Origin of the sequence: Streptomyces sp. NPDC051452, assembly GCF_044454765.1 — a bacterium.
Lineage (GTDB): Bacteria > Actinomycetota > Actinomycetes > Streptomycetales > Streptomycetaceae > Streptomyces.
Genome location: NZ_JBITEB010000012.1, coordinates 117,507 through 139,047, shown reverse-complemented (window position 1 = coordinate 139,047; position 21,541 = coordinate 117,507). Strand labels below are relative to the sequence as shown.

General features: G+C 72.3%; 13 protein-coding genes and 3 tRNA genes. 11 read left to right on the top strand and 5 right to left on the bottom strand.

Features of this window, described 5'->3' with window-relative positions; translation table 11 throughout:
• Positions 1-8 precede the first annotated feature (8 nt).
• Positions 9-1,907, top strand: a complete 1,899-nt coding sequence (dnaG, locus tag ACIBA9_RS26115) for a DNA primase (protein WP_362156888.1) — start codon at positions 9-11, stop codon at positions 1,905-1,907.
• Positions 1,908-2,128: 221 nt separating this feature from the next.
• Complete coding sequence (locus tag ACIBA9_RS26110; RefSeq protein ID WP_399366632.1) at positions 2,129-3,316, top strand: RNA polymerase sigma factor; 1,188 nt, start codon at positions 2,129-2,131, stop codon at positions 3,314-3,316.
• Between the two features lie 60 nt (positions 3,317-3,376).
• On the opposite strand, the gene ACIBA9_RS26105 is transcribed toward ACIBA9_RS26110, so the two are convergent.
• The 4 genes from ACIBA9_RS26105 to ACIBA9_RS26090 form a co-directional block, all read right to left on the bottom strand.
• Complete coding sequence (locus ACIBA9_RS26105) at positions 3,377-5,305, bottom strand: ABC transporter ATP-binding protein (RefSeq protein WP_399366630.1); 1,929 nt, start codon at positions 5,303-5,305, stop codon at positions 3,377-3,379.
• Positions 5,305-7,038, bottom strand: coding sequence for an ABC transporter ATP-binding protein (locus ACIBA9_RS26100; RefSeq protein ID WP_399366628.1), 1,734 nt, complete (start codon positions 7,036-7,038; stop codon positions 5,305-5,307). Before ACIBA9_RS26100 ends, ACIBA9_RS26105 begins: the two co-directional genes overlap by 1 nt.
• 152 nt (positions 7,039-7,190) lie before the next feature.
• Positions 7,191-8,648: an FGGY-family carbohydrate kinase gene (locus tag ACIBA9_RS26095; protein WP_393898403.1), complete on the bottom strand. Its 1,458-nt coding sequence runs from the start codon at positions 8,646-8,648 to the stop codon at positions 7,191-7,193.
• Between the two features lie 95 nt (positions 8,649-8,743).
• On the bottom strand, positions 8,744-9,049 hold the full coding sequence (locus ACIBA9_RS26090; RefSeq protein WP_399366626.1) for a YtxH domain-containing protein: 306 nt from the start codon (positions 9,047-9,049) through the stop codon (positions 8,744-8,746).
• A gap of 159 nt (positions 9,050-9,208) precedes the next feature.
• Here ACIBA9_RS26090 and ACIBA9_RS26085 point away from each other — a divergent pair.
• From ACIBA9_RS26085 to fxsT, 6 genes are all read left to right on the top strand, one after another.
• A tRNA-Asn gene (locus ACIBA9_RS26085) sits at positions 9,209-9,281 on the top strand.
• A 6-nt stretch (positions 9,282-9,287) separates the two neighbouring features.
• A tRNA-Asn gene (locus tag ACIBA9_RS26080) sits at positions 9,288-9,360 on the top strand.
• A gap of 176 nt (positions 9,361-9,536) precedes the next feature.
• Positions 9,537-9,613: transfer RNA gene (locus ACIBA9_RS26075), tRNA-Ile, on the top strand.
• Positions 9,614-9,911: 298 nt separating this feature from the next.
• The gene (locus ACIBA9_RS26070) at positions 9,912-11,366 is read left to right on the top strand and encodes a hypothetical protein (RefSeq protein ID WP_399366624.1); all 1,455 of its coding nucleotides are present in this window, start codon (positions 9,912-9,914) and stop codon (positions 11,364-11,366) included.
• Positions 11,363-12,541 (top strand): AAA family ATPase, encoded by a 1,179-nt coding sequence (locus ACIBA9_RS26065; RefSeq protein WP_399366622.1) that lies wholly within the window; start codon positions 11,363-11,365, stop codon positions 12,539-12,541. The genes ACIBA9_RS26070 and ACIBA9_RS26065 overlap by 4 nt, the downstream gene beginning before the upstream one ends.
• Positions 12,541-17,148: an FxSxx-COOH system tetratricopeptide repeat protein gene (gene fxsT, locus ACIBA9_RS26060; RefSeq protein ID WP_399366620.1), complete on the top strand. Its 4,608-nt coding sequence runs from the start codon at positions 12,541-12,543 to the stop codon at positions 17,146-17,148. Before ACIBA9_RS26065 ends, fxsT begins: the two co-directional genes overlap by 1 nt.
• A gap of 322 nt (positions 17,149-17,470) precedes the next feature.
• On the opposite strand, the gene ACIBA9_RS26055 is transcribed toward fxsT, so the two are convergent.
• The gene (locus ACIBA9_RS26055) at positions 17,471-18,802 is read right to left on the bottom strand and encodes a cation:proton antiporter (RefSeq protein ID WP_399366618.1); all 1,332 of its coding nucleotides are present in this window, start codon (positions 18,800-18,802) and stop codon (positions 17,471-17,473) included.
• A gap of 348 nt (positions 18,803-19,150) precedes the next feature.
• On the opposite strand from ACIBA9_RS26055, the gene ACIBA9_RS26050 reads away from it, so the two are divergent.
• The 3 genes from ACIBA9_RS26050 (at position 19,151) to ACIBA9_RS26040 (ending at position 21,521) form a co-directional block, all read left to right on the top strand.
• The gene (locus tag ACIBA9_RS26050) at positions 19,151-20,146 is read left to right on the top strand and encodes a hypothetical protein (RefSeq protein WP_399366616.1); all 996 of its coding nucleotides are present in this window, start codon (positions 19,151-19,153) and stop codon (positions 20,144-20,146) included.
• The gene (locus tag ACIBA9_RS26045; RefSeq protein WP_399366614.1) at positions 20,143-21,243 is read left to right on the top strand and encodes a caspase family protein; all 1,101 of its coding nucleotides are present in this window, start codon (positions 20,143-20,145) and stop codon (positions 21,241-21,243) included. The genes ACIBA9_RS26050 and ACIBA9_RS26045 overlap by 4 nt, the downstream gene beginning before the upstream one ends.
• Before the next feature lie 86 nt (positions 21,244-21,329).
• Positions 21,330-21,521 (top strand): hypothetical protein, encoded by a 192-nt coding sequence (locus tag ACIBA9_RS26040; protein WP_362156916.1) that lies wholly within the window; start codon positions 21,330-21,332, stop codon positions 21,519-21,521.
• Positions 21,522-21,541 lie beyond the last annotated feature (20 nt).

The window sequence follows — 21,541 nt, the reverse complement described above, 5'->3', positions numbered from 1 at the left end:
ATTCACGCGTGGCAGGACGGATCAACGACGAGGACGTGAAGGCGGTACGGGACGCGGTCCCGATCGACGCCGTGGTCTCCGAGTACCTCCAGCTGCGGAACGCGGGCGGCGGCAACCTCAAGGGCCTGTGCCCGTTCCACGACGAGAAGTCGCCGTCCTTCCAGGTCAGCCCGAGCAAGGGACTCTTCCACTGCTTCGGCTGCCAGGAGGGAGGCGACACCATCACCTTCGTGATGAAGGTGGACCACCTCTCCTTCTCCGAGGCGGTCGAGCGCCTCGCCGCCCAGGCCGGCATCACCCTGCGCTACGAGGAAGGCGGGTACAACCCGTCCCACCAGCGCGGCGAGCGCATCCGCCTGGTCGAGGCGCACAAGATCGCCGCCCAGTGGTACGCGGAACAGCTCGCCACCGGCTCCGAGGCCGAGACCGGCCGGGTCTTCCTCGCCGAGCGCGGCTTCGACCAGGCCGCCGCCGTCCACTTCGGTGTCGGATACAGCCCCCAGGGCTGGGACCACCTCACCCGCTATCTGCGCGGCAAGGGATTCACCGACAAGGAACTGATCCTCTCCGGCCTGGCCCAGGAGGGCCGCCGCGGCCCCATCGACCGGTTCCGGGGCCGGCTGATGTGGCCCATCCGGGACATCGGCGGTGAGGTCGTCGGCTTCGGCGCCCGCAAGCTCTACGAGGCGGACAACGGCCCGAAGTACCTCAACACGCCCGATACGCCGATCTACCGCAAGAGCCAGGTGCTGTACGGCATCGACCTGGCGAAGAAGGAGATCGCCAAGTCCAGCAGGGCCGTCGTCGTCGAGGGCTACACCGACGTCATGGCCTGCCATCTGGCCGGGGTGCCGACCGCCATCGCCACCTGCGGCACCGCCTTCGGCACGGACCACATCAAGATCCTGCGCCGGCTGCTGATGGACAACGGCTCGGCCCGGGTGATCTTCACCTTCGACGGCGACGCGGCCGGGCAGAAGGCCGCGCTGCGCGCCTTCGAGGACGACCAGAAGTTCGCCGCCGAGACCTACATCGCGATCGCGCCGGACGGCATGGACCCCTGCGAGCTGCGGCTGGCCAAGGGTGACGAGGCCGTCGCCGACCTGGTGGAACCCCGTACCCCGCTCTTCGAGTTCGCGCTCCGCCAGGTCGTGCTGCGCTACGACCTGGACACCCCGGCCGGCCGAGCCGCCGCCCTGGACGAGGCCGCGCCGATCGTCGCCCGCATCAAGAACACCGGCGCCCAGCACGAGGTCGCCGTCGAACTGGCCGGCATGCTCGGCATCCTCGACACCCAGTTCGTGGTCCGGCGCGTGGCCCAGCTGGCCCGCTGGGCCCGGGACCGAGGCGGCAAGGCACCGGCGTCCGCCGCGGGCCCGCAGCCGTACGAGACCGCCCGGCGCCCCGCCACCGGCGGCCCCGCCCTCCAGCTGCGCAACCCCGTCTTCGCCACCGAGCGCGAACTCCTCAAGCTCGCCCTGCAACGCCCCGAGCTGGTCTCCCCGGCCTTCGACGCCTACGGGGTCGACGAGTTCACCGCGGCCCCCTACGCCGCCGTACGCCAGGCCATCATGGACGCGGGCGGCGCCGAGTACGGTCTGCGGGACGCGCAGGAATACCTGGTCCGGGTCCGGGAGGCGGCTCCCGACGACGCGGTGCGCGCCATGGTCACGGAACTGGCCGTGGAGGCGATCATGCGCCGCACGGTCGACGAGAACTACGCGGGCGAGCAGCTCGTGACCGTCCGCCGGCGGGCCGTGGAGCGGCGCGTCCAGGAGATCCAGATCACCGTCAGACGGCTGGAGGCGGGCGGCGACCCCGCCCTGCTGGCCACGGCGCGCAACGAACTGTGGGTCCTCCAGCAGTACGACCAGGCCCTCAAGACGCGCGGCGCCGCCGCCCTCTGACGCCCCGGCGGGCGCGACGGCCGGGCCGGTTTCCCGGCGCCGGTCACCAGCGGGTCACGAAGCGGACGCAAAAAGTCACCGCACGCCCCTCGTGGCGGGGATGTGTCGTACTCCACACTGGATCGGTGCCCGAGTCCTCGGAGCGCAGGCCGTCGACTCTCCGCTTCCGCAGTACCGCTGCCGCACACCCCTGGCAGCGATCATCCTGGAGGTCGCCTCCCGTGCAGACCCAGACCCGAAGCCAGACCGACAGCAGCTCCGGCACCGCCGCGGACGAGCCGGACGCGGACCGGGAGGTTCTCGTGGCCGTGCCTCCGCAGGGGCCTGGCGGCACGCACCCGGAGGCGATGCCCGGGGAAGCCGGGGAACTCGCGGACCTGGCCGACCCCACCGATCCGGTTGATCCCGTCGATCCCGTCGATGCCATGGAGCCCGCCGAGCCCGCCGATTCCGTCGAGCCTGTCGAGGCGCCGGTCGCCGCCCGCGCCGAGTCGGCGGGTCCCTCGGCCGATCTGTTCCGCCAGTACCTGCGCGAGATCGGCCGCATCCCGCTGCTCACCGCCGCCGAGGAGGTCGACCTCGCCCGCCGGGTCGAGGCCGGCCTGTTCGCCGAGGAGAAACTGTCCAACGCCCCCGACCTCGACAGCAGGCTGGCGGGCGACCTCGACCGGCTGGTGGTCCTCGGCCGGATGGCCAAACGCCGCCTCATCGAAGCCAACCTGCGGCTCGTGGTGTCCGTCGCCAAGCGGTACGTCGGCCGCGGCCTGACCATGCTCGACCTGGTCCAGGAGGGCAACCTCGGGCTGATCCGCGCGGTGGAGAAGTTCGACTACGCGCGCGGCTACAAGTTCTCCACCTACGCCACCTGGTGGATCCGCCAGGCCATGTCCCGCGCCCTGGCCGACCAGGCCCGCACCATCCGGGTCCCGGTCCACGTCGTGGAGCTGATCAACCGGGTCGTCCGCGTCCAGCGGCGCTTGCTCCAGGAGCGGGGCTACGAACCGACCGCCGACGAGGTCGCCGCCCACCTGGAGTTGCCGCCGGAACGCGTCGGGGAGGTGCTGCGCCTCGCCCAGGAACCGGTGTCGCTGCACGCCCCGGTCGGCGAGGAGGACGACGTGGCGCTCGGCGACCTCATCGAGGACGGCGACGCCGCCAGCCCGGTGGAGTCGGCGGCGTTCCTGCTGCTGCGTCAGCACCTGGAGACGGTCCTGTCCACGCTCGGGGAACGCGAACGCAAGGTCGTCCAGCTGCGCTACGGCCTCATGGACGGACGCCCCCGCACCCTGGAGGAGATCGGCCGCATCTTCGGCGTCACCCGCGAACGGATACGGCAGATCGAGTCCAAGACCCTGAACAAACTCAGGGACCACGCCTTCGCGGACCAGCTGCGCGGCTACCTGGACTGAAGCGGGGGCCACCGGCCACCGGCCGACGGCCCCCCGCCCCCAGGCCCTGTCGGACAGGCCCTAGTCCACCTCCGCCACGGCCTGCGCGAACTGCGCCTGGTACAGCCGGGCGTAGGCCCCGCCGGCCGCCAGCAGCTCCGTGTGCGCGCCCTGCTCGACGATGGACCCGTTCTCCATCACGAGGATCGTGTCCGCGTCCCGGATCGTCGACAGCCGGTGGGCGATCACGAACGAGGTCCGTCCGGCCGCCAGCTTGGCCATCGCCTTCTGGATCAGCACCTCCGTGCGGGTGTCCACGGAACTCGTCGCCTCGTCCAGCACCAGGATCACCGGGTCGGACAGGAACGCCCGCGCGATGGTGATCAGTTGCTTCTCACCGGCGCTGACGCCCGCGCCCTCGTCGTCGATCACCGTGTCGTACCCGTCGGGCAGGGTCCGTACGAACCGGTCGGCGTGCGCGGCCCGTGCCGCCTCCTCGATCTCGCCCCGGGTGACCTCCCGCGCGGCGCCGTACGCGATGTTCTCCGCGATGGTGCCGCCGAACAGCCAGGTGTCCTGGAGCACCATGCCGATACCCGACCGCAGTTCGTCCCGGGACATCCTCCGGATGTCCACGCCGTCCAGCGTGATCCGCCCGCCGGAGACGTCGTAGAACCGCATCAACAGGTTGACCAGCGTGGTCTTGCCCGCGCCGGTCGGGCCGACGATGGCGACCGTGTGCCCCGGCTCCACCGCGAGCGACAGGTCCTCGATCAGCGGCTTCTCCGGGTCGTACCGGAACGACACGTGCTCCAGACGCACCCGCCCGGTCAGCTCCTGCGGCCGCTCGCCCGGCACCGGATCCGCCTCCTGCTCCTCCGCGTCCAGGAGTTCGAAGATCCGCTCGGCCGAGGCGACACCCGACTGCACCAGGTTCGCCATCGACGCGACCTGCGTCAGCGGCATCGAGAACTGCCGCGAGTACTGGATGAACGCCTGTACGTCGCCGATGGACAGCGCGCCGGAGGCGACCCGGAGGCCACCGACGACCGCCACCAGCACGTAGTTGAGGTTCGAGACGAACATCATCAGCGGCTGCATCACACCGCTGTTGAACTGCGCCCGGAACCCCGCCTCGTACAGCGCGTCGTTCTGTTCGGCGAACTGCTTCGCCGACTCCTCCTGCCGGCCGAACACCTTCACCAGGGTGTGCCCGGTGTACATCTCCTCCACATGGGCGTTGAGCTTGCCGGTGGTGCGCCACTGCTGCACGAAGTGCGGCTGCGACCGCTTGCCGATCCGGGTCGCCACCACGAACGACAGCGGCACGGTGGCCAGGGCGACCAGCGCCAGGATCCAGGAGACCCAGAACATCATCACCAGCACGCCGACGATGGTCAGCACCGAGTTGATCAGCTGGCCCATCGACTGCTGGAGCGTCTGCCCGATGTTGTCGATGTCGTTGGTGGCCCGGGAGAGCACCTCGCCGCGCTGGCGCTTGTCGAAGTACGACAGCGGCAGCCGCGACAGCTTCGTCTGCACGGACTCCCGCAGCCGGTACATCGTCCGGTTCACGGCCCGGTTGGTCAGCCTGGTCGCGACGGCCATCAGCAGACCGGCGAGCAGGAAGGTGCCGAGCGCGAGCAGCAGCACATGCCCGACGGCGTCGAAGTCGATGCCCTTGCCGGGGGTGAAGTCGGTGCTCTGGAGCATGTCCGCGACCTGCCCCCGGCCGTGCTCGCGCATCGACCGCAGGACCTGTTCCTTGGTCGCCCCGGCCGGCATCTGCCGGCCGATGATGCCGGCGAAGACCAGGTCGGTGGCCTTGCCCAGGATCTTCGGGCCGACCACGCTCAGGCCTACGCTGACGACCACGCAGAACAGCAGGCCGTAGAGGGTGCCCCGTTCGGGCTTGAACCGGGCGACGAGCCGTTTGCCCGACCCCTTGAAGTCCATCGAGCGCTGGTCCGGGCCGCCCCCGGCCATCATGCGTCCCATGGGACCGGCCATCAGGCGGCCTCCGCTTCCGTCAGCTGGGAGAGCACGATCTCCCGGTAGGTCTCGTTGGACGCCATCAGCTCGTGGTGCCGGCCGGAGCCGACGACCCGGCCCTCGTCCAGCACGATGATCCGGTCGGCGTCCCGGATGGTCGCCACCCGCTGGGCGACGATGACGACGGTCGCCTCGGCGGTCTCCTCGGTCAGCGCGGCGCGCAGCGCGGCGTCCGTGGCGTAGTCGAGCGCGGAGAAGGAGTCGTCGAAGAGGTAGACCTCAGGGCGCTGCACCAGCGTGCGGGCGATGGCCAGACGCTGGCGCTGACCGCCCGACACATTCGTGCCGCCCTGGGCGATGGGCGCGTTCAGCCCACCCTCCAGCTTGCTCACGAAGTCCTTGGCCTGCGCCACTTCCAGCGCGTGCCACAACTCCTCGTCGGTGGCGTCCGGGTTGCCGTAGCGCAGGTTGGTGGCGACGGTGCCGGCGAACAGGTACGGCTTCTGCGGGACGAGCCCGACCGTGCGGGCCAGCAGCCGCGGCTCGACCTCCCGTACGTCCACGCCGTCGACCAGCACCTCGCCCTCGGTGGCGTCGAACAGCCGGGGGACGAGCCCGAGCAGCGTCGACTTGCCGCTGCCGGTGGAGCCGATCACGGCCGTCGTCTCGCCCGGCCGGGCCACCAGGTCGATGCTCTTGAGCACCGGCTCCTCGGCACCCGGATAGCGGAAGCCCCCGGCCCGGATCTCCAGCAGCCCGTGCCGGCGCAGCTCGGTGACCGGCGCCACCGGCGGCACCACGCTGGAGTCGGTCGCCAGCACCTCCTGTACGCGCTCGGCGCACACCTCCGCGCGCGGCACCATCATGAACATGAACGTGGCCATCATCACGGACATGACGATCTGCATCAGATAGGCGAGGAACGCCGTCAGATCGCCGATCGCCATGCCCCCGCTGTCGATGCGGTGGGCGCCGAACCACACCACCGCGATCGACGACACGTTCACCACCGTCATGACCATCGGGAACATCAGCGCGAGCATCCGGCCGGTGGCGAGCTGCATCTCGGTCAGCTCGCCGTTCGCCTTCCCGAACCGGCCCTGCTCGTACTCGTCGCGGACGAAGGCGCGGATCACCCGGTTGCCGGTGATCTGCTCGCGCAGCACCCGGTTCACCGTGTCGAGCCGGACCTGCATGGTCCGGAACAGCGGCCGCAGCCGGCGCACGATCAGCGTCACGCAGATGCCGAGCACCGGGACGACCGCGACGAGCACCCCGGACAACGGCACGTCCAGCCCGAGGGCGAGGACGATGCCGCCGACACACATGATGGGCGCCGACACCATGAGCGTGAACGTCATCAGGGCCAGCATCTGGACCTGCTGTACGTCGTTGGTCGTACGGGTGATGAGCGAGGGCGCCCCGAAGTGACCCACCTCGCGGGCGGAGAAGGACTGGACCCGGTCGAAGATGGCGCCGCGCACGTCCCGGCCGAGCGCCGAGGCGGTCCGGGCGCCGAAGTACACGGCGCCGATGTTGCACACCACCTGTACCAGCGAGATGCCGATCATCAGGGCACCGAAGGACAGGATGTAACCCGTGTCACCCTTCACGACACCCTTGTCGATGATGTCCGCGTTCAGGGTGGGCAGATAGAGGGTGGCGCAGGTCTGCAGCAGTTGCAGCAGCACCAGGAGAGCGATGGGTTTCTTGTAGGGCCTGAGATAGGTCCGCAGAAGTCGTATGAGCACGCTGGGTCTCTCGCGGTCGGCGGTCGGGGCGGGGTGTGCCCCTGGCCCCTATCGTGGAACACTCCACCCGCGTTACCCCAACCGATTAACCCGACGGCGGACACGCCTGCCGCCGTCCGGGCGGTCGCCCGCCCCCGGCGGCCTCGCCCGTCCTACGGCTGGAACGCTCCGGGATGGGTCTGCTCGCGCACCGCGGTGAACTGCTGCCGGACCGCCTGGCCCACCGCCAGTTCGTCGCCCGGCTCCAGCACCTGCGCCGCCGCGCCCTGCCAGGCCGGCGGGGTGCGCGGGTCGAGCGTGCCCTGCGACACCCCGAGCGCCCAGGCGGCCTGCCGGGCCGCGCCGATCGCCGCGTAGTCCGCGGGCTGCGGCACGACGACCTGCGCGCCGAACAGGGAGGGGGCCGCCGCCTGCACGGCCGGCAGCTCGGCGGCCGGGCCGAGCAGGAAGACCCGCCGCACGTCCACGCCCCGTCCGCGCAGCACGTCCAGCGCGTCGGCGAGCCCGCACAGCATGCCCTCGAACGCGGCCCGCGCCAGATGCTCCGGCTTCATCGACTCACGGCGCAGCCCCGCGAGCGTCCCGGCGGTGTGCGGCAGGTTCGGTGTCCGCTCGCCCTCCAGATAGGGCAGCAGCACCAGGCCGTGGGAGCCCGGGGTCGACTTCATCGCCAGCTCGGACAGCCCCTCCAGGTCCGCCAGCCCGAGCAGTTCGGCGGCGCCGCGCAGGGTCCGTACGGCGTTGAGGGTGGTGACGACGGGCAGGTGCATGCCGGTGGCGTCGGCGAGGGAGGTGATCATGCCGGACTGGTCGGCGAGTGCCTCGGGATGCACGGCCATCACGGACCCGGACGCCCCGAGCGAGACGACCGCGTCCCCGAGGCCGAGCCCGAGGCCGAAGGCGGCGGCCATGGTCTCCCCGGTCCCGGCGGAGATCAGCAGCCCCTCCGGCGTCGTACCGGCCGCGTCCGCCGGGCCGATCACCTCGGGCAGCATCGCGTGGTGCCCGAGGGCCAGCTCGACCAGGTCGGGCCGGTAGCCCCCGGTGGCGGGGGACCAGTACCCGGTGCCCGAGGCGCCGCCGCGGTCGGTGGTGCGCCGTAGGGGCCGGCCGAGCAACTGCCACACCAGCCAGTCGTGGGCCTGGAGCAGGACGGCCGTGCGCAGCGCGTTCTCGGGTTCGTTCTTGGCGAGCCAGCGCAGCTTGGTGACCGGCAGGGCGGCCTGCGGGGCGCAGCCGACCGCCTGCGCCCAGGCCTCCCGGCCGCCCAGCGCGTCGACCAGATCGGCCGCCGCGACCTGCGCCCGCTTGTCGCCGCCGACCAGCGCGGGGCGCACGGTGTTGCCCTGGGCGTCCAGCGGGATCAGCGCGTTCTGCTGGGCGGAGACGCCGATGGCCTGCACGCCCTCCAGCAGACCGCCGCCCGCTGCCTCGCCCAGGGAGAGCAGCCAGGCCTGCGGGTCCACGTCGCTGGGCCGGCCGCTCGCGCCGTCCGGCGCCTCGACCGGATGCGGGGCATACCCCTGCCTCAGCACGGCGCCCGTGTCCGTGTCGCAGACGACGATGCGAGTGAAATCAGGCGAGCTGTCCAACCCGGCGACTATCCCCATACCGAGGATTTTGCCGTACCGCCGGACCTGCTCCGGCCCCGGGCGCCTCCCGTGCCGGGCGGGGGCCCGGCGCGGGAGGCGGCGCCGGGGGTGCGCTAGGTGTTGCTCGTGCCCCAGTCGTCCTCCGCGCTGCCGTTGACATTGCGGTCGCGCAGCGAGCGGACCCGCTGGGCGACGGAGGCCGGGACGCGGTCGCCGACCTTGTCGCTGACCGTGTGGAAGGCCTTGCCGGCGTAGACGCGGCCCTGCTGTGCCGCGGTCTCCGCGGTGTTGCGGACCGCGGGGTTCTGCGAGATCTGCCGAGCGGTCTTCTTCAGCTGCTCGTAGCGCTCGCGTCCGGCCTTCGTGCCGAGTACGTAACCGAGGGCCAGTCCGGCGACGAACGTGAGCCGGTAGCGCATGGCTGCCACCCTTCCCTTGCCTAGGTCTCTGGTGCGGCGTCGGCGCCGGGGGATACCGATTGGCGGAGCACCCCCCTGCTTGCGCTAATGTATGTGTCGCAGCGAGCGCCCGCCCCCTGGCGAATACCCAGGTAGGCACGTTCGATGCAATCGAGGCGATCCTCCGTAGCTCAATTGGCAGAGCAGCCGGCTGTTAACCGGCAGGTTACTGGTTCGAGTCCAGTCGGGGGAGCTTCGGTCCTCCGTAGCTCAATTGGCAGAGCAGCCGGCTGTTAACCGGCAGGTTACTGGTTCGAGTCCAGTCGGGGGAGCACGCTGAACGAGGACCCCTCCGGGGTCCTTTTTCATGTCCGCGGGAACCGCCGCGCCTGCGCGGATGTCCTCAAGGTCGTGAGCAGCGCGGAAGCCGACCATCCGAAGCAGGAGATCGTATGAGCGGCTATGCTGCGGCAGACGGCGCGCACACATGTACGCGACACGCCGCTATGGGGCGGTAGCTCAGCCGGTTAGAGCAGCGGACTCATAATCCGTCGGCCGTGGGTTCGAGTCCCACCCGCCCCACCACACCACTTCCGTGCAGGAACGTTTTCATCTGCGAAACATCCCCGGCCCCCTCCCGACGGAGGGGGTTTTTCCGTGTGCGGTGGGGGCGCGGGTGTCGTCGGCCGTGGGCTGTTATCGGGTCGTCGCGCAGGGTGGCGACCTGTCAGGCGTGGGCCATACCCTGGACACCGGGCGGCGGAGCCCGTACTGCCCCGCTTCGAGGAGGAGTTGAGGGGAGCGGGCCGAGACGGGGGGACGCTTGTACGGCGGAGGACACGGCGGTCGTGCGCCAGGACTCGAGCGTGAGCTGGTCGATCAGATGTGCGCGGTGACGGGACTCGACGCACCGGAGGGGCGCGATCTCTTGATCAGTATGCTGGCAAGCCGCTTACCCGAGCTGGGCAACATCCGGCGGCACGGCCGGACGCGGCTCGAGATGCTGGAGATCGTCCGCGCGTGCCTGCAGGAGCCCCACGGGCTGCCCGAGCTGGTCGCCACCCTGCACGACTACGCACCCAACTCCACCCCCGTGCTCAGGATCCGGGACCTCGTCGTCACCACCCCGGTGCTGGCCGTCCTGTCCGAGGCCGAGTTACGGGCCCTGCACTCACTGCTGGCCCGCGTCGGCCACCTCGACGCCCGCGGAATGCTGTACGCGGCGGCCGGCGACCTGCCTCTTCCGGAGCGGGGCGTGTCCACCCTCCGGGAAGCCGTCGACTTCCTCGCCGGAGCCAACGCCCGCGCCGACGGCCTGCTCCCCGTGATGGCACTGGTGGAGCACGTCCTCGCGGCACTGCGGGAGACGGACGCCCATCGGCCCGTCGCCGACGGCCTGCGCGAATGGAACGACAGCCGGGCGGCGGTGCTCGGCCTGGGCGCGCAGCTCGACTCGCTGCGCGCGGAGATCACCCGGGGCCCGGCGGTACCGGCTCCCGCCTGCCTCGTTGTCCAGCTCAGCAGACACGGGATGAGCCCGGACCGGTACGTGCTCTCCCACTGGAACCAGATACGGCCGGGCCCCTGGCGGCCAGAGCGCGGGGAGGACCAGATCGTGGCCCTGGGCGACGTGGAGGCCACCGTGGAGCGGCTGGTCATCCGCGCCGAGCAGGAGTGGGCCGGCCGCCCCGGCAGGCCGGTGCTGGAGTTCGTGCTGCCCCTGCACCTGCTGAACCACCCCATGGAATGGCTGCCGATGGCCTCGCACTCCTCCTCCGCGACCGCGCTGTGCCTGAGCTACCCCGTCGTCCTGCGCAGCCTGGAGCGCATGCGCGCCCGGGAGTTCCACCGGCGGTGGCACAACCGCTGGCAGCGGATGACGCAGGACGCGGGCATCGTCTGCCACTGGGACACCACGGGCCGGCGCGGCCACGACCCCGTCCAGTGGACCAGCAGACTCACCGCCGACGAGCGGCTGGTCTCCGTCGCGCTCAACGCGCCGCCGCTGCCGGGTCCCGGCGGCAGCCAGGCCTCGCTGGAGGCCGCCCTGCGCGCCGGGGTGCCCCTCGCGGTCTGGGACCGCCGGCCGGAGCCGCCGGGGGAGTTCCGCAGACGGGTCAAGAAGCTCATCAAGGGCAAAGCGATCGAGTTGCCGCAGCGGCTCCAGCAGCTGCGCAACGAGGCGGCCACCGCCGCCGCGTCGCAACGGGACGCGCACGCGGGACGCCATCTCGCGGTGCTCTTCGACGACCCGAACCGCATCGTCGACTGGTCCGCCGCCCCCGGCGCGGATCCCGAAGGCGCGCGGGGTGGACACGACGACGAGGGGGATTCATGACCGGTGGTGTCCAGCACCCGGCCCACAGCAACGGCAACGGAGGTTCCGTCAGCAGCCGCAGCTGGTGGATCTACCGGGGCACCGGGCAGCCGTTGACCGACATCCGCCTCGCCGACGTCCTGCCGCCGCCGCCCGCCTGGCGGAACTTCGACGGCGGCCCCGTCCTGCCGCCCGTGCCCGCGGAGAGCGCCGAGACCGACCGCCGGCTCGGCGCCGTGGGCCGCGCCACCCCCCGGCAGAACCCGCACGACATCGACATGATCAACACGGCTCTGCTGCTGCGCCGTCCGCTGCTCGTCACGGGCCGGCCCGGCATCGGCAAGTCGACGCTCGCCTACCTGGTCGCGCGCGAACTGGGCCTCGGCCGCGTCCTGCACTGGGGCATCACCTCCCGCAGCACCCTGCGTTCCGGTCTGTACGAGTACGACGCCATCGGCCGGGCCCAGGCCTCCCTCGGACGCGGCCCGGGCGGGCCCCCCGTACCGACCGGGACACCGGGGGCGCCGGGGAGGGAGGGGACGCGGGGCGAGCGGGGGACGGCCGGGGCACCGGACGGGGGATCCGGGGCGGACGCGGAACAGGGCACCGGTGGCGTCCCGCGGATCGGGGACTTCGTGCGGCTGGGCCCGCTGGGCACCGCGCTCCTGCCCCACGAGCTGCCCCGCGCCCTGCTCATCGACGAGCTGGACAAGAGCGACATCGACCTGCCCAGCGACCTGCTGCACGTACTGGAGAACGGCTCGTACGACATCCCGGAACTGGTCCGCGCCCGTCGTCGGGAGCGGCACGCGGAGGTCTTCACCGACGACCCGGACAGCACCGTGACGGTGACCGACGGCCGGGTGCGCTGTCGGGCCTTCCCCTTCGTCGTCATCACCAGCAACGGGGAACGCCAGTTCCCGCCCGCCTTCCTGCGCCGCTGCGTCCGGCTGGACGTCTCACCGCCGCGCGAGGACCAGCTCGCGGCCATGATCGCGGCCCACTTCCGGGACCAGGACGGCCGGCACGACGCCCTGATCCGCGCCTTCGTGGAGCGCAGCCGGGAGAACGGGGGACTGGCCACGGACCAGTTGCTGAACGCCGTCTTCCTGCGGACGGCCGGCGTCCGTGACGAGGACGGGGCCTGGGGCGAGCTGCTCGACGCTCTGTGGCGCGAGCTGTCGGGGGCGCCCTGATGGGTGAGGACCCGCGTCCGTACCCCGAGGCCTTCGAGCTGGCGGAGGCGTTGTGGCTGCACGCCTACCAGACGCTGGCGGCACGGCTGCCGTCCTCGGACCGTCCGCCCCAACCCCGGCCGCCGACCCTGTCCGGGCTCTCCGGGCTGCCCGAGACACCCGGGACATTCGGGAGGCCCGGGGAGGAGGGGTCACCCGGGGCGCCCGAAACGCCCGGGCGCCCCCGTGACCCGGCGGCGGGCGACCCGGCGGACGCGACGGATGTGCCGGACGCGGGGGACGAAGCGGACCTCGTCGGCGCGGCCGGCGCGCCGGGCGACGCGGGCGGCGGTGAGTGGCCGGCGCCGCCGGGCGGCGACCCGGGCCGGCTGCCGTGGCTGCTGCTGCCCGCCGGACCGCCGCTGCCCGGGGCCGTGCCGCCCGACCGGCAGGTTCCGGTCGCCCACGCCAAGGCCGGGACCGCCCCACCGGCACCGGATCTGCGGGACGCGCCGGAGATCGGCCGGCGGCTGCGCCCCCTGAAGCAGGTCGTGCCCTCGGCGACCGAGATCGAGCTGGACGAGGTGGCCACCGCCGAGCACGCCGCCGAGGACGGGTTGTGGCTGCCGTACACCCGGTCGGCGGACGAGCGCCGGTTCGAGCTGGTGCTCGTGGTGGACGACCACGCCACCCTGGTGATCTGGCAGCAGACGATCACCGAGTTCACCGCCGTGGCCGAGCAGCTCGGCGCCTTCCGTGACGTGCGGACGCGTCGGCTGGGGCTGCGCGAGGGACCCGGCGGCGACGAGGCGGTACTGCTCGGCCCGGACGCGGACGACGACCGCGCCGGTGACCCCGCCGAGCTGATCGACCGGACGGGCCGCCGGATCGTCCTCGTACTGACCGACGGTCTCGGGCCCTTGTGGCGGACCGGGGCCGGACGGAAGGCGCTGGAACTCTGGTCGGCGGCCGGGCCCGTGGCCGTGGTGCATCTGCTGTCCCAGCGGGACTGGCACCGCACCGAGCTGGTGCCCCGGCAGGTGCGGCTGCGCAGCCCGCGCGCGGGGGCCCCCAACACCGAACTGTCGGTGGACTTCCCGGCCGAGTGGCGCGACCCCTTCGACCCGACCCCCGACACCTGGTCGGCGGCCGTCCCCGTGCTGGAGCTGGACGCCGACTGGCTGGGCCGGTGGGCCGCGCTGGTGGCCGGTGAGGCACCCGGGTGGGTCGACGCCTGCGCGCTGTTGCTGGGCGTCGCCGACCGGCCCGCACCCGAGGACGGCGAGCCGCTGCCCGCACCGCCGGCGCCCTCGGTGCGCGAGCGCATCCGGCGCTTCCGGAGCCACGCCACCCCCACCGCCTTCCGGCTGGCCACCCATCTGGCCGCCGCGGTCCTCGAACCCCGCCTGGTGCGCGACGTGCGGCGCAAGCTGGTGCCGGAGGCCCAGCCGGTACATCTGGCCGAGCTCTTCCTGAGCGGTCTGCTCGAACAGACCCCGCCCGACGCGCCGGGCGACGACGAACTCCACATCCCACTGGACTTCGTCGACGGCGCGCGCGAGGAGTTGCTGTCCGCCGCGATGCGCGCGGACACCGCGCGGGTGGTCAGTTCGGTGTCCGACTTCTACGGCGACCGGTCCGAGGCCGCCCGGCGGTTGCACGGTGCCCTGCTCGCCCCGGAGGAGGTGCCCGTGCCGGCGGTGACGGCGCAGAGCCTGCCGTTCGTGCGCGTGGAACTGGCCGTGCTGCGCGCCCTCTCGGGGCCCTACCTGCTGCGCGCCCGACGGGTCAGCGCGGCCCTGGAAGGGGCGGCGCCGGGAGCGTCGATCACACCGAACGCGGAGCGAATGGTCCACGATGTCAGCGATGCCAGTGATGCCAGAGATGTCAGCGATGCCAGTAATGCACACATAAATTCCGACACGGATGGCCTGATCATGACCGACACCACCGCCAATCAGCACCAGCGGGAAGACGGGGGCACCGCGAACAGCACCCCGCACAGGGGGATTCCGGGCCCGTCGGCACATCAGGCCGAGCACACGCAGGAGTCCGGGCCGACGCAACAGTCCCAGCCGACGCGACAGTCACAGCAGTCGCAGTCGCAGTCGCAGTCGCAGTCGCAGTCGCCGCGTGCCGCCGTGCCCGCGGTCTGGGGCAACGTGCCGCCCAACAACCCCAATTTCGTCGGGCGCGAGGATCTGCTCGCGCAGGTGCGCGAACAGCTGGTGACCGGTGACACCTCGGCCGTGCTGCCGCACGCCCTGCACGGCATGGGCGGTGTCGGAAAGTCGCAGATCGCCATCGAGTACGTCTACCGGTACGCCTCCGACTACGACGTCGTCTGGTGGATCCCGTCCGAGCAGCCGACGATGATCCTCACCGCGCTCACCGAACTCGCCCACCGGCTCGGCCTGAACGTGAGCAGCGAGGCCAACCGGGCGGTCCCCGCGGTCCGCGAGGCGCTGCGCCGGGGCCAGCCCTACAACCGCTGGCTGCTGGTGTTCGACAACGCCGAGAACGTCGAGGCCGTTCGCCCCTACTTCCCGACCGGCGGCACCGGGAAGATCCTCATCACCTCCCGGAACCAGGAGTGGGACCGGGTGGCCAGGACGCTGTCCGTCGACATCTTCACCCGTGAGGAGAGCAAGGCGCTGCTGCGCCGCCGGGCCCGCGACCTGAGCGACTTCGACGCCGACCGGCTCGCCGAGGCCCTCGGCGACCTGCCGCTCGCCATCGAGCAGGCGGCGGCCTGGCAGGCGGTCACGGGGATGTCCGTGCCCGAGTACCTGCGGCTGATCAACGAGAAGATCGCCGAGCTGATGCTCGAACTCGTCCCCTCCCCGGACTACCCCATGTCGGTGGCCGCGGCCTGGGACGTCTCACTGCGCCAGCTGGAGCAGCGCAACCCCGCCGCGCTCCAACTCCTCCAGGTCTGCTCCTTCTTCGCGCCCGAGCCGATCTCCCGCAGCCTGTTCAACAACTCGCGGAGCACCACCATCGCCCCCGAGCTGGACGACGCCCTGCGCCACCCGATCAAACTCGGCCGGGCCATCCGGGAGATCGGCGTCTACGCCCTGGCCCGCATCGAGCACCGGCACGACACGGTCCAGCTGCACCGTCTGGTCCAGGCGGTGCTGGTCAACCGCATGTCCCCGCAGCAGCAGGCGGACATGCGGCACGGTGCGCACCTGCTCCTGGCCGACGCCAACCCCAACAGCCCCGGCTCGCGCGAACTCTGGCCGCGCTACCAGGCCCTGCTGCCGCACGTGGTCGTCTCACGGGCCGTCGAGTGCGACTCGCCCTGGGTGCGCGGCCTGGTGCGCGGCATCGTGGAGTTCCTCTACATCTGGGGCGACCACGACGGCGCGGCGTCGATGGCCCGCGAGGCGGTGGAGATCTGGACCGAGAAGTTCGGCGCCGAGGACCAGCAGACGCTGGAGATGGCGAAGTGGCTCGCCTTCATCCTGCGCATGCTGGGCGAGTACCGGGAAGCCGCCGAGATGATGCAGCGCACCGCCGACACCTACGTCCGGATCGCGGGCGAGGACGACGAGGGCACCCTCGACGCCCTCATCCAGCTGTGCAGCGGACTGCGGCTGCGGGCCGAGATGACGCGGGGGCTGGAGATCAACCGCTCGGTCTACGAACGCTCGCTGAGGGCCTTCGGCGAGGACGACCCGGCCACCCTGCGCGCCGCCCACAGCCTGGGCGTCGGCCTGCGGCTGATGGGCCTGTACCAGGAGGCGCGCGAACTCGACACGGAGACGGCGCGGCTGCGCGCCCTCACGCTCGGCGAGAACCACCTCGACACCCTGAACACCCTCAGCGGACTGTCCATCGACATGCGGGAGACCGGCGACTACCTGGGATCCGTCGCCCACCAGGAGGACGTGTACGCCCGCTATGTCGACCACTACGGCGAGGACAACCCCGCCAGCGTCGGCTGTGCCCGGGTGCTGGCGGTGTGCCGCCGGCGGGCGGGCGACCACGACGGGGCGCTGCGGCTCGGCGAGATGGCGCTGTCGAAGTTCGAGAGCCGCTACGGCTCCGCTCACCCGGACGCCGTCGCCTGCGCGGCCAACCTCGTCGTCGACCTGCGCCAGGACGGTCAGCTGAGGCGCTCCAGGGAGCTGGGCGAGGCGACCGTCGAGCGTTACGCGGCGAAACTCGGCGACTCCCACCCCTACACCTTGTCGGCCCGCACCAACGTGGCGATCACCCTGCGCCACCTCGGAGACGTCGACGCCGCCGGGCAGCACCTCGACGTGGCGTTGCCCGGTCTGCGCGAGTCACTGGGCGACGAGCACATCCTCACCCTGACCACCGTCATCGGCATGGCCAACCAGCACAGTGCAGGCGAGCGGCACGCGCAGGCCCTGGAGCTGGACCAGCAGGCCCTGGACGCCCTGACCCGGCTGTACGGCGAGGACCACCCGACCACGCTGGCCTGCGCCAACAACGTCGTCCTGGACCTGCGCGCGCTCGGCCGCGCGGACGAGGCCACGGTCCTGCACACCGAGACCCTGACGCGCTTTCGTCGCACGCTCGGCGAGGGCCACCCCGCGACCGTCGCCGCCGCCAGCAGCCAGCGGGCGGACGTCGACATCGCCCCGGTGCCCTTCTAACCGTCCCGGCGGCACGGGGCACGAGCCGGTCGGGCCGCGGGTCCGACCGGCTCTCCGCCGAAGCCGGAGCCCAAGCCCGGGGGTGGCGCCCCGGGACCGGAGTCAGGGTTGTGGTGCCGGCGTGGCGTCGGCTGTGGCCGCCGTACCGGATCCGGCCCGGTGTCCGTCGTCCGCTCGCGGTTGGCGCGGCCGTCGCGGTCGTCGTGGTCGTCCGGGCGGGCGTCCCGGCGGCACGGGGCACGAGCCGGTCGGGCCGCGGGTCCGACCGGCTCACCGCCGAAGCCGGAGCCCAAGCCCGGGGGTGGGGGCCCCGGGGCCGGAGTCAGGGCTGTGGTGCCGGTGTGGCGTCGGCCGTGGGGGACTGGCCCGGATCCGGCCCGGTGTCCGTCGTCCGCTCGCGGTTGGCGCGGTCGTCGTGGTCGTCCGGGCGGGCGGCCCGGCGGCGCAGCGGCCCGAGCAGCGGCCCGGTGGCCGCCGTGGTGAGCAGCGCCATCACGACCAGCAGCGCGTAGAGCCGGGGACCGATCACCCCGGCCTGCAACCCGACGTTCAGGACGATGAGTTCGGTCAGGCCCCGGGTGTTGAGCAGCACGCCGATCACCAGCGCGTCCCGCCAGGGCAGCCGGGCGGCGCGGGCCGACAGGGACCCGGCGGTCACCTTGCCCACGATCGCGGCGGCGCATATCACCACGAGCAGCAGCAGGTCGGACCGGTGCAGCCCGCCGAGCTTCACGGCCATCCCGGAGACCGTGAAGAACACCGGCAGCAGCAGGCCGCCCGTCTCCTGGAGCGGACGCAGTAACCGGCTGTCCGCCACCCCGTCCGGCAGCCGGGGCATGATGATCCCGGCCAGCAGCGCGCCGAAGATCACATGGAGCCCGAGCGCGCTGGTGGCCCAGGCCGACCCCAGTGCCACCGCGACGGCGACGGGCGCGTGATGGGCCAGCAGGGCGCCGGGCCTGCGCATCCACCGCACCAGCAGCGGCCGTACGACGAAGACCATCACCAGGATGTGGACCGCCAGCAGCGCCACGCGGACCGTCCAGGTCCGCGCCGAGCCCTGCCCGCCACCCATCAGCACCACGGCCAGCACCGGCCAGCTCAGCGCGTCGATGATGCCCGCTGAGGCCATCGCGATCGCCCCCGGCCTGCCGCCGGCCAGCCCCTGGTCCCGGATGATGCCGGCCAGCACCGGGACCGCGGTGATGGACAGGGCGACCGCGATATACAGGGTGAAGGTGGCGTCGACGGGATGACCGCCGTTGGCGGAGGCGAATCCTCCGGGAAAGAGCAGGACGGCTCCGGCGCCCAGTGTCATGGGAATGGCGAACCCACCGAGGGAGACGGCGGCCACCGCGCCCCGGCCGCGTAACAGGCGCAGGTCCAGTTCATAGCCGACGGCGAAGAGAAAGAGCACCAGCGCCACTTGTGCCAGGGCGGAGAGAATAGGCTGGATCTGCTCCGGGAAGAGGGTTTCGTAAATTCGTCCCGGCGCCAGGCCCAGCAGGCTGGGCCCGAGCGCGATGCCCGCGAACAACTCCCCGACGACCGGCGGCTGACCGAGCCTGCGGGCCACCGAGCCCAGGGCGTAGGAGACCGCGATCACCACTGTGAGGGCGGCGGCGACATGGGTGACGATGGAGTCGGTGCCCACCGGCATCCCCCTTCCGGCATGTGCCGCACGCTGTGGCACGGTCGGTACGGAGTGTAGCCGTTCCAGGGCGAACAGCCCTATTGTTGAGTGCACTTGGTATATGCCGTCAGGGGTGGGGGTATTGCGGTGGCGACGGTGATATTCGTACACGGCACCGGAGTGCGGGAGCCGGGTTTCAGCGAAACTCTGGAACTCGTACGGGAGGGCTTACGGTCGTTACGGCCGGAATTCCGCATATCTTCCTGCTATTGGGGGGGAAGCGCGGGATCGGCGCTGCATTCGAACGGTGCCTCCGTGCCGGGATACGCGACCGGGCGCGGCGTCCCGGAAGCGGGCGTTCCAGGACCCGTGGAGGACGACGGCCCGGACGCGGACGTGGAGTTCTGGGGGCTTCTCTACCTGGACCCGCTGCTCGAGATGCGGTTGCTCACCGCCGAGCCCGCCGTGCGGGCCGAGTTGGCGCCGGGCGCGCGGCCGCCGGGCGAGGCACTGTCCTCGGCGACCCTGTCCCTCGCCGGAGACGCCCGGCTGGGTCCGGTGCTGCGGGCGGCCGGGATCGAGGAGGACTTCGCCGCCGCCGTGGCCGCCGTACTCACCGCGCCCGACTGCCGTGCCTTCCTGCGCACCCCCGCCACCGACGGCGAGGCGGCGGTGGCCGCCCGGGCGTTCGTCGCCGAGTCGGTCCGCAGGCGCACCACCCGGCACGGATCCGCCCCGGTCCTCGACGGCACCGCCCGGGACGAGGCGGTCGCCGCGATCGGCGCACTGCTCCCCGGGGCCGACGGGACGGGCGCCCATCGCGGCCCGGTGACCCGCCGGGTCGGCCGGCTGGCCGGCCGGCTGGCACTCGCCCTGGCCTCCGCGCAGGCGGTGAAACGGCGTTCGGCCCTCACCGACGCCGCCCATCCGGCCGCCGGTGACGTACTGCTCTATCTGTCCCGGGGCGCCGCGATCCGCGAGGCCGTCGCGGCCGCGGTGCGCGCGGCGCGACCGCCGGTCGTCCTGCTCGCGCACAGCCTCGGCGGGATCGCCGCGCTGGACCTGCTGGTGCTGCGACCGCTCCCGCAGGTCGCGCTGCTGGTGACCGTCGGCTCCCAGGCGCCGTTCCTGTACGAGCTGGGCGCCCTGCCCAGTCTGGAACACGGCAGCCCGCTGCCCGCGCACGTACCGCGCTGGCTGAACGTCTACGACCGGCGGGACCTGCTCGGCTACGTCGGCGCCGGTGTCTTCCCGGGCCGGGTCCGGGACGTCGCCGTCGACAGCCGGCAGCCCTTCCCCCTCTCCCACAGCGCCTACTGGAGCAATCCGGAGCTGTACCGCCTCCTCGCGAGGGAGCTGCCGTGACCGCCGCCGCCCGCCCGGACCGTACGCACGCCGTCGTCGTCGGTGTGGAACGGCATGCCGCCGGACCGTCCTGGGACCTGCCGGGCCCCGCGGCCGACGCCCGCCGTTTCACCGCCTGGCTGCGCGGGCGCGGGGTGCCCGCGGCCCACATCCACCTGCTGCTCGCCGCCCTGCCCGGGGCCGGCGGACCGGACACCGACGTCGCGGCGGGCGGCGCCGACCGGGAAGCGGTGCAGCGGGTGCTGACCCGCCGGCTGCCCACGCTGGAAGGCGACCTGCTCTGGGTGATCTGGGGCGGCCACGGCGTCACCGACCCCCAGGGCCACCGCAGGCTCTTCTACGCCGATGCCGCCGCCGACGACAAGCGGAACCTGGACCTGGACGCCTGGCTGACCGCGTTCACCACCGATCTGCTGCCCGGTTTCCGGCGCCAGATCTGGTTGGTCGACTCCTGTCAGACCTTTGTCGAGGATCTCGGCTTCGCCCGGTCGCTGCCCGCCGAACTCCCGCCGGGCGGGCATCGGTTGCCGGACCGGGAACAGTTCGTGCTGCTGGCCTCCGGACCCGGCCGGCGGGCGGTCAACGACCCCGCCCGGCAGACCGGCGCGTTCTCCCGGGCCACGCTCGCCGCCCTGGAGGCGTCCGATGGACCGTGGCCGCCGGACATGAGCGCGCTCGCGCGGACCGTCATCGACAACTTCGCCGACGGGGAGCAGCGCCCCACCTCGCTCTGGTACCGGTCCTGGGCCAGCGACGTGCGCCACCTCACCTTCCCCGCGGCCCGCCGCCGGGAGGAACCGGTACCCGACGCGGCGCTGGGCGAACTGGTCGACCTGCTGGCGGGATGGCCCGGCATGAACGACCGCGACCAGCGCCAGCTGGTGCTCGGCATGCTGCCCGCCGACCTGTCCGGCGCCATCCCCCGGCTGGGGGCGCCGCGCCCCGACATCATCAGCATCGTCCGCACCTGCCGCCGGCATCCGGGCGGCCTGGCCGCACTGGTGGAGGCGGTCGCCCTGGTCGAGCCGGGCTCCCTGGAACAGCGCGCGCTGAAGGAGTGGGCGGCCCGCTGGCTGGCGCCGGAACAGGGCGCCTGACCGGCTGATCACGGTCTTCCCGAACACTTCCGGCATGCGTCATCATGAAGTCATCGGGAGGTAGGGCGTTCTCAGGGGGATGTCGTATGCACACGTCCGCGGAGTTCATGGGGTCAGAACTGGCCGACCTCAGCGATGTCCCGCTTTCCGCCCTCCGGTCGCAGAGCCCGGATGTCTACGCGCGCTCACTGAACCGGCTGCTGCGTCAGGTCGAGCGGCCGCGCATCAACTTCAGCGGCAGCGGTGGTGACGGATCGCCGACCGTGCGCGCGGACTGAGGTCGCCGGGGGAGGAGACC

What these genes read in the sequence shown, in the direction of transcription:
- ACIBA9_RS26105 (WP_399366630.1), bottom strand. Translation starts at nt 5,305, where the DNA reads ATGGCCGGTCCCATGGGACGCATGATGGCCGGGGGCGGCCCGGACCAG.
- ACIBA9_RS26095 (WP_393898403.1), bottom strand. Translation starts at nt 8,648, where the DNA reads ATGGGGATAGTCGCCGGGTTGGACAGCTCGCCTGATTTCACTCGCATC.
- ACIBA9_RS26090 (WP_399366626.1), bottom strand. Translation starts at nt 9,049, where the DNA reads ATGCGCTACCGGCTCACGTTCGTCGCCGGACTGGCCCTCGGTTACGTA.
- ACIBA9_RS26070 (WP_399366624.1), top strand. Translation starts at nt 9,912, where the DNA reads ATGTGCGCGGTGACGGGACTCGACGCACCGGAGGGGCGCGATCTCTTG.
- ACIBA9_RS26065 (WP_399366622.1), top strand. Translation starts at nt 11,363, where the DNA reads ATGACCGGTGGTGTCCAGCACCCGGCCCACAGCAACGGCAACGGAGGT.
- fxsT (WP_399366620.1), top strand. Translation starts at nt 12,541, where the DNA reads ATGGGTGAGGACCCGCGTCCGTACCCCGAGGCCTTCGAGCTGGCGGAG.
- ACIBA9_RS26040 (WP_362156916.1), top strand. Translation starts at nt 21,330, where the DNA reads ATGCACACGTCCGCGGAGTTCATGGGGTCAGAACTGGCCGACCTCAGC.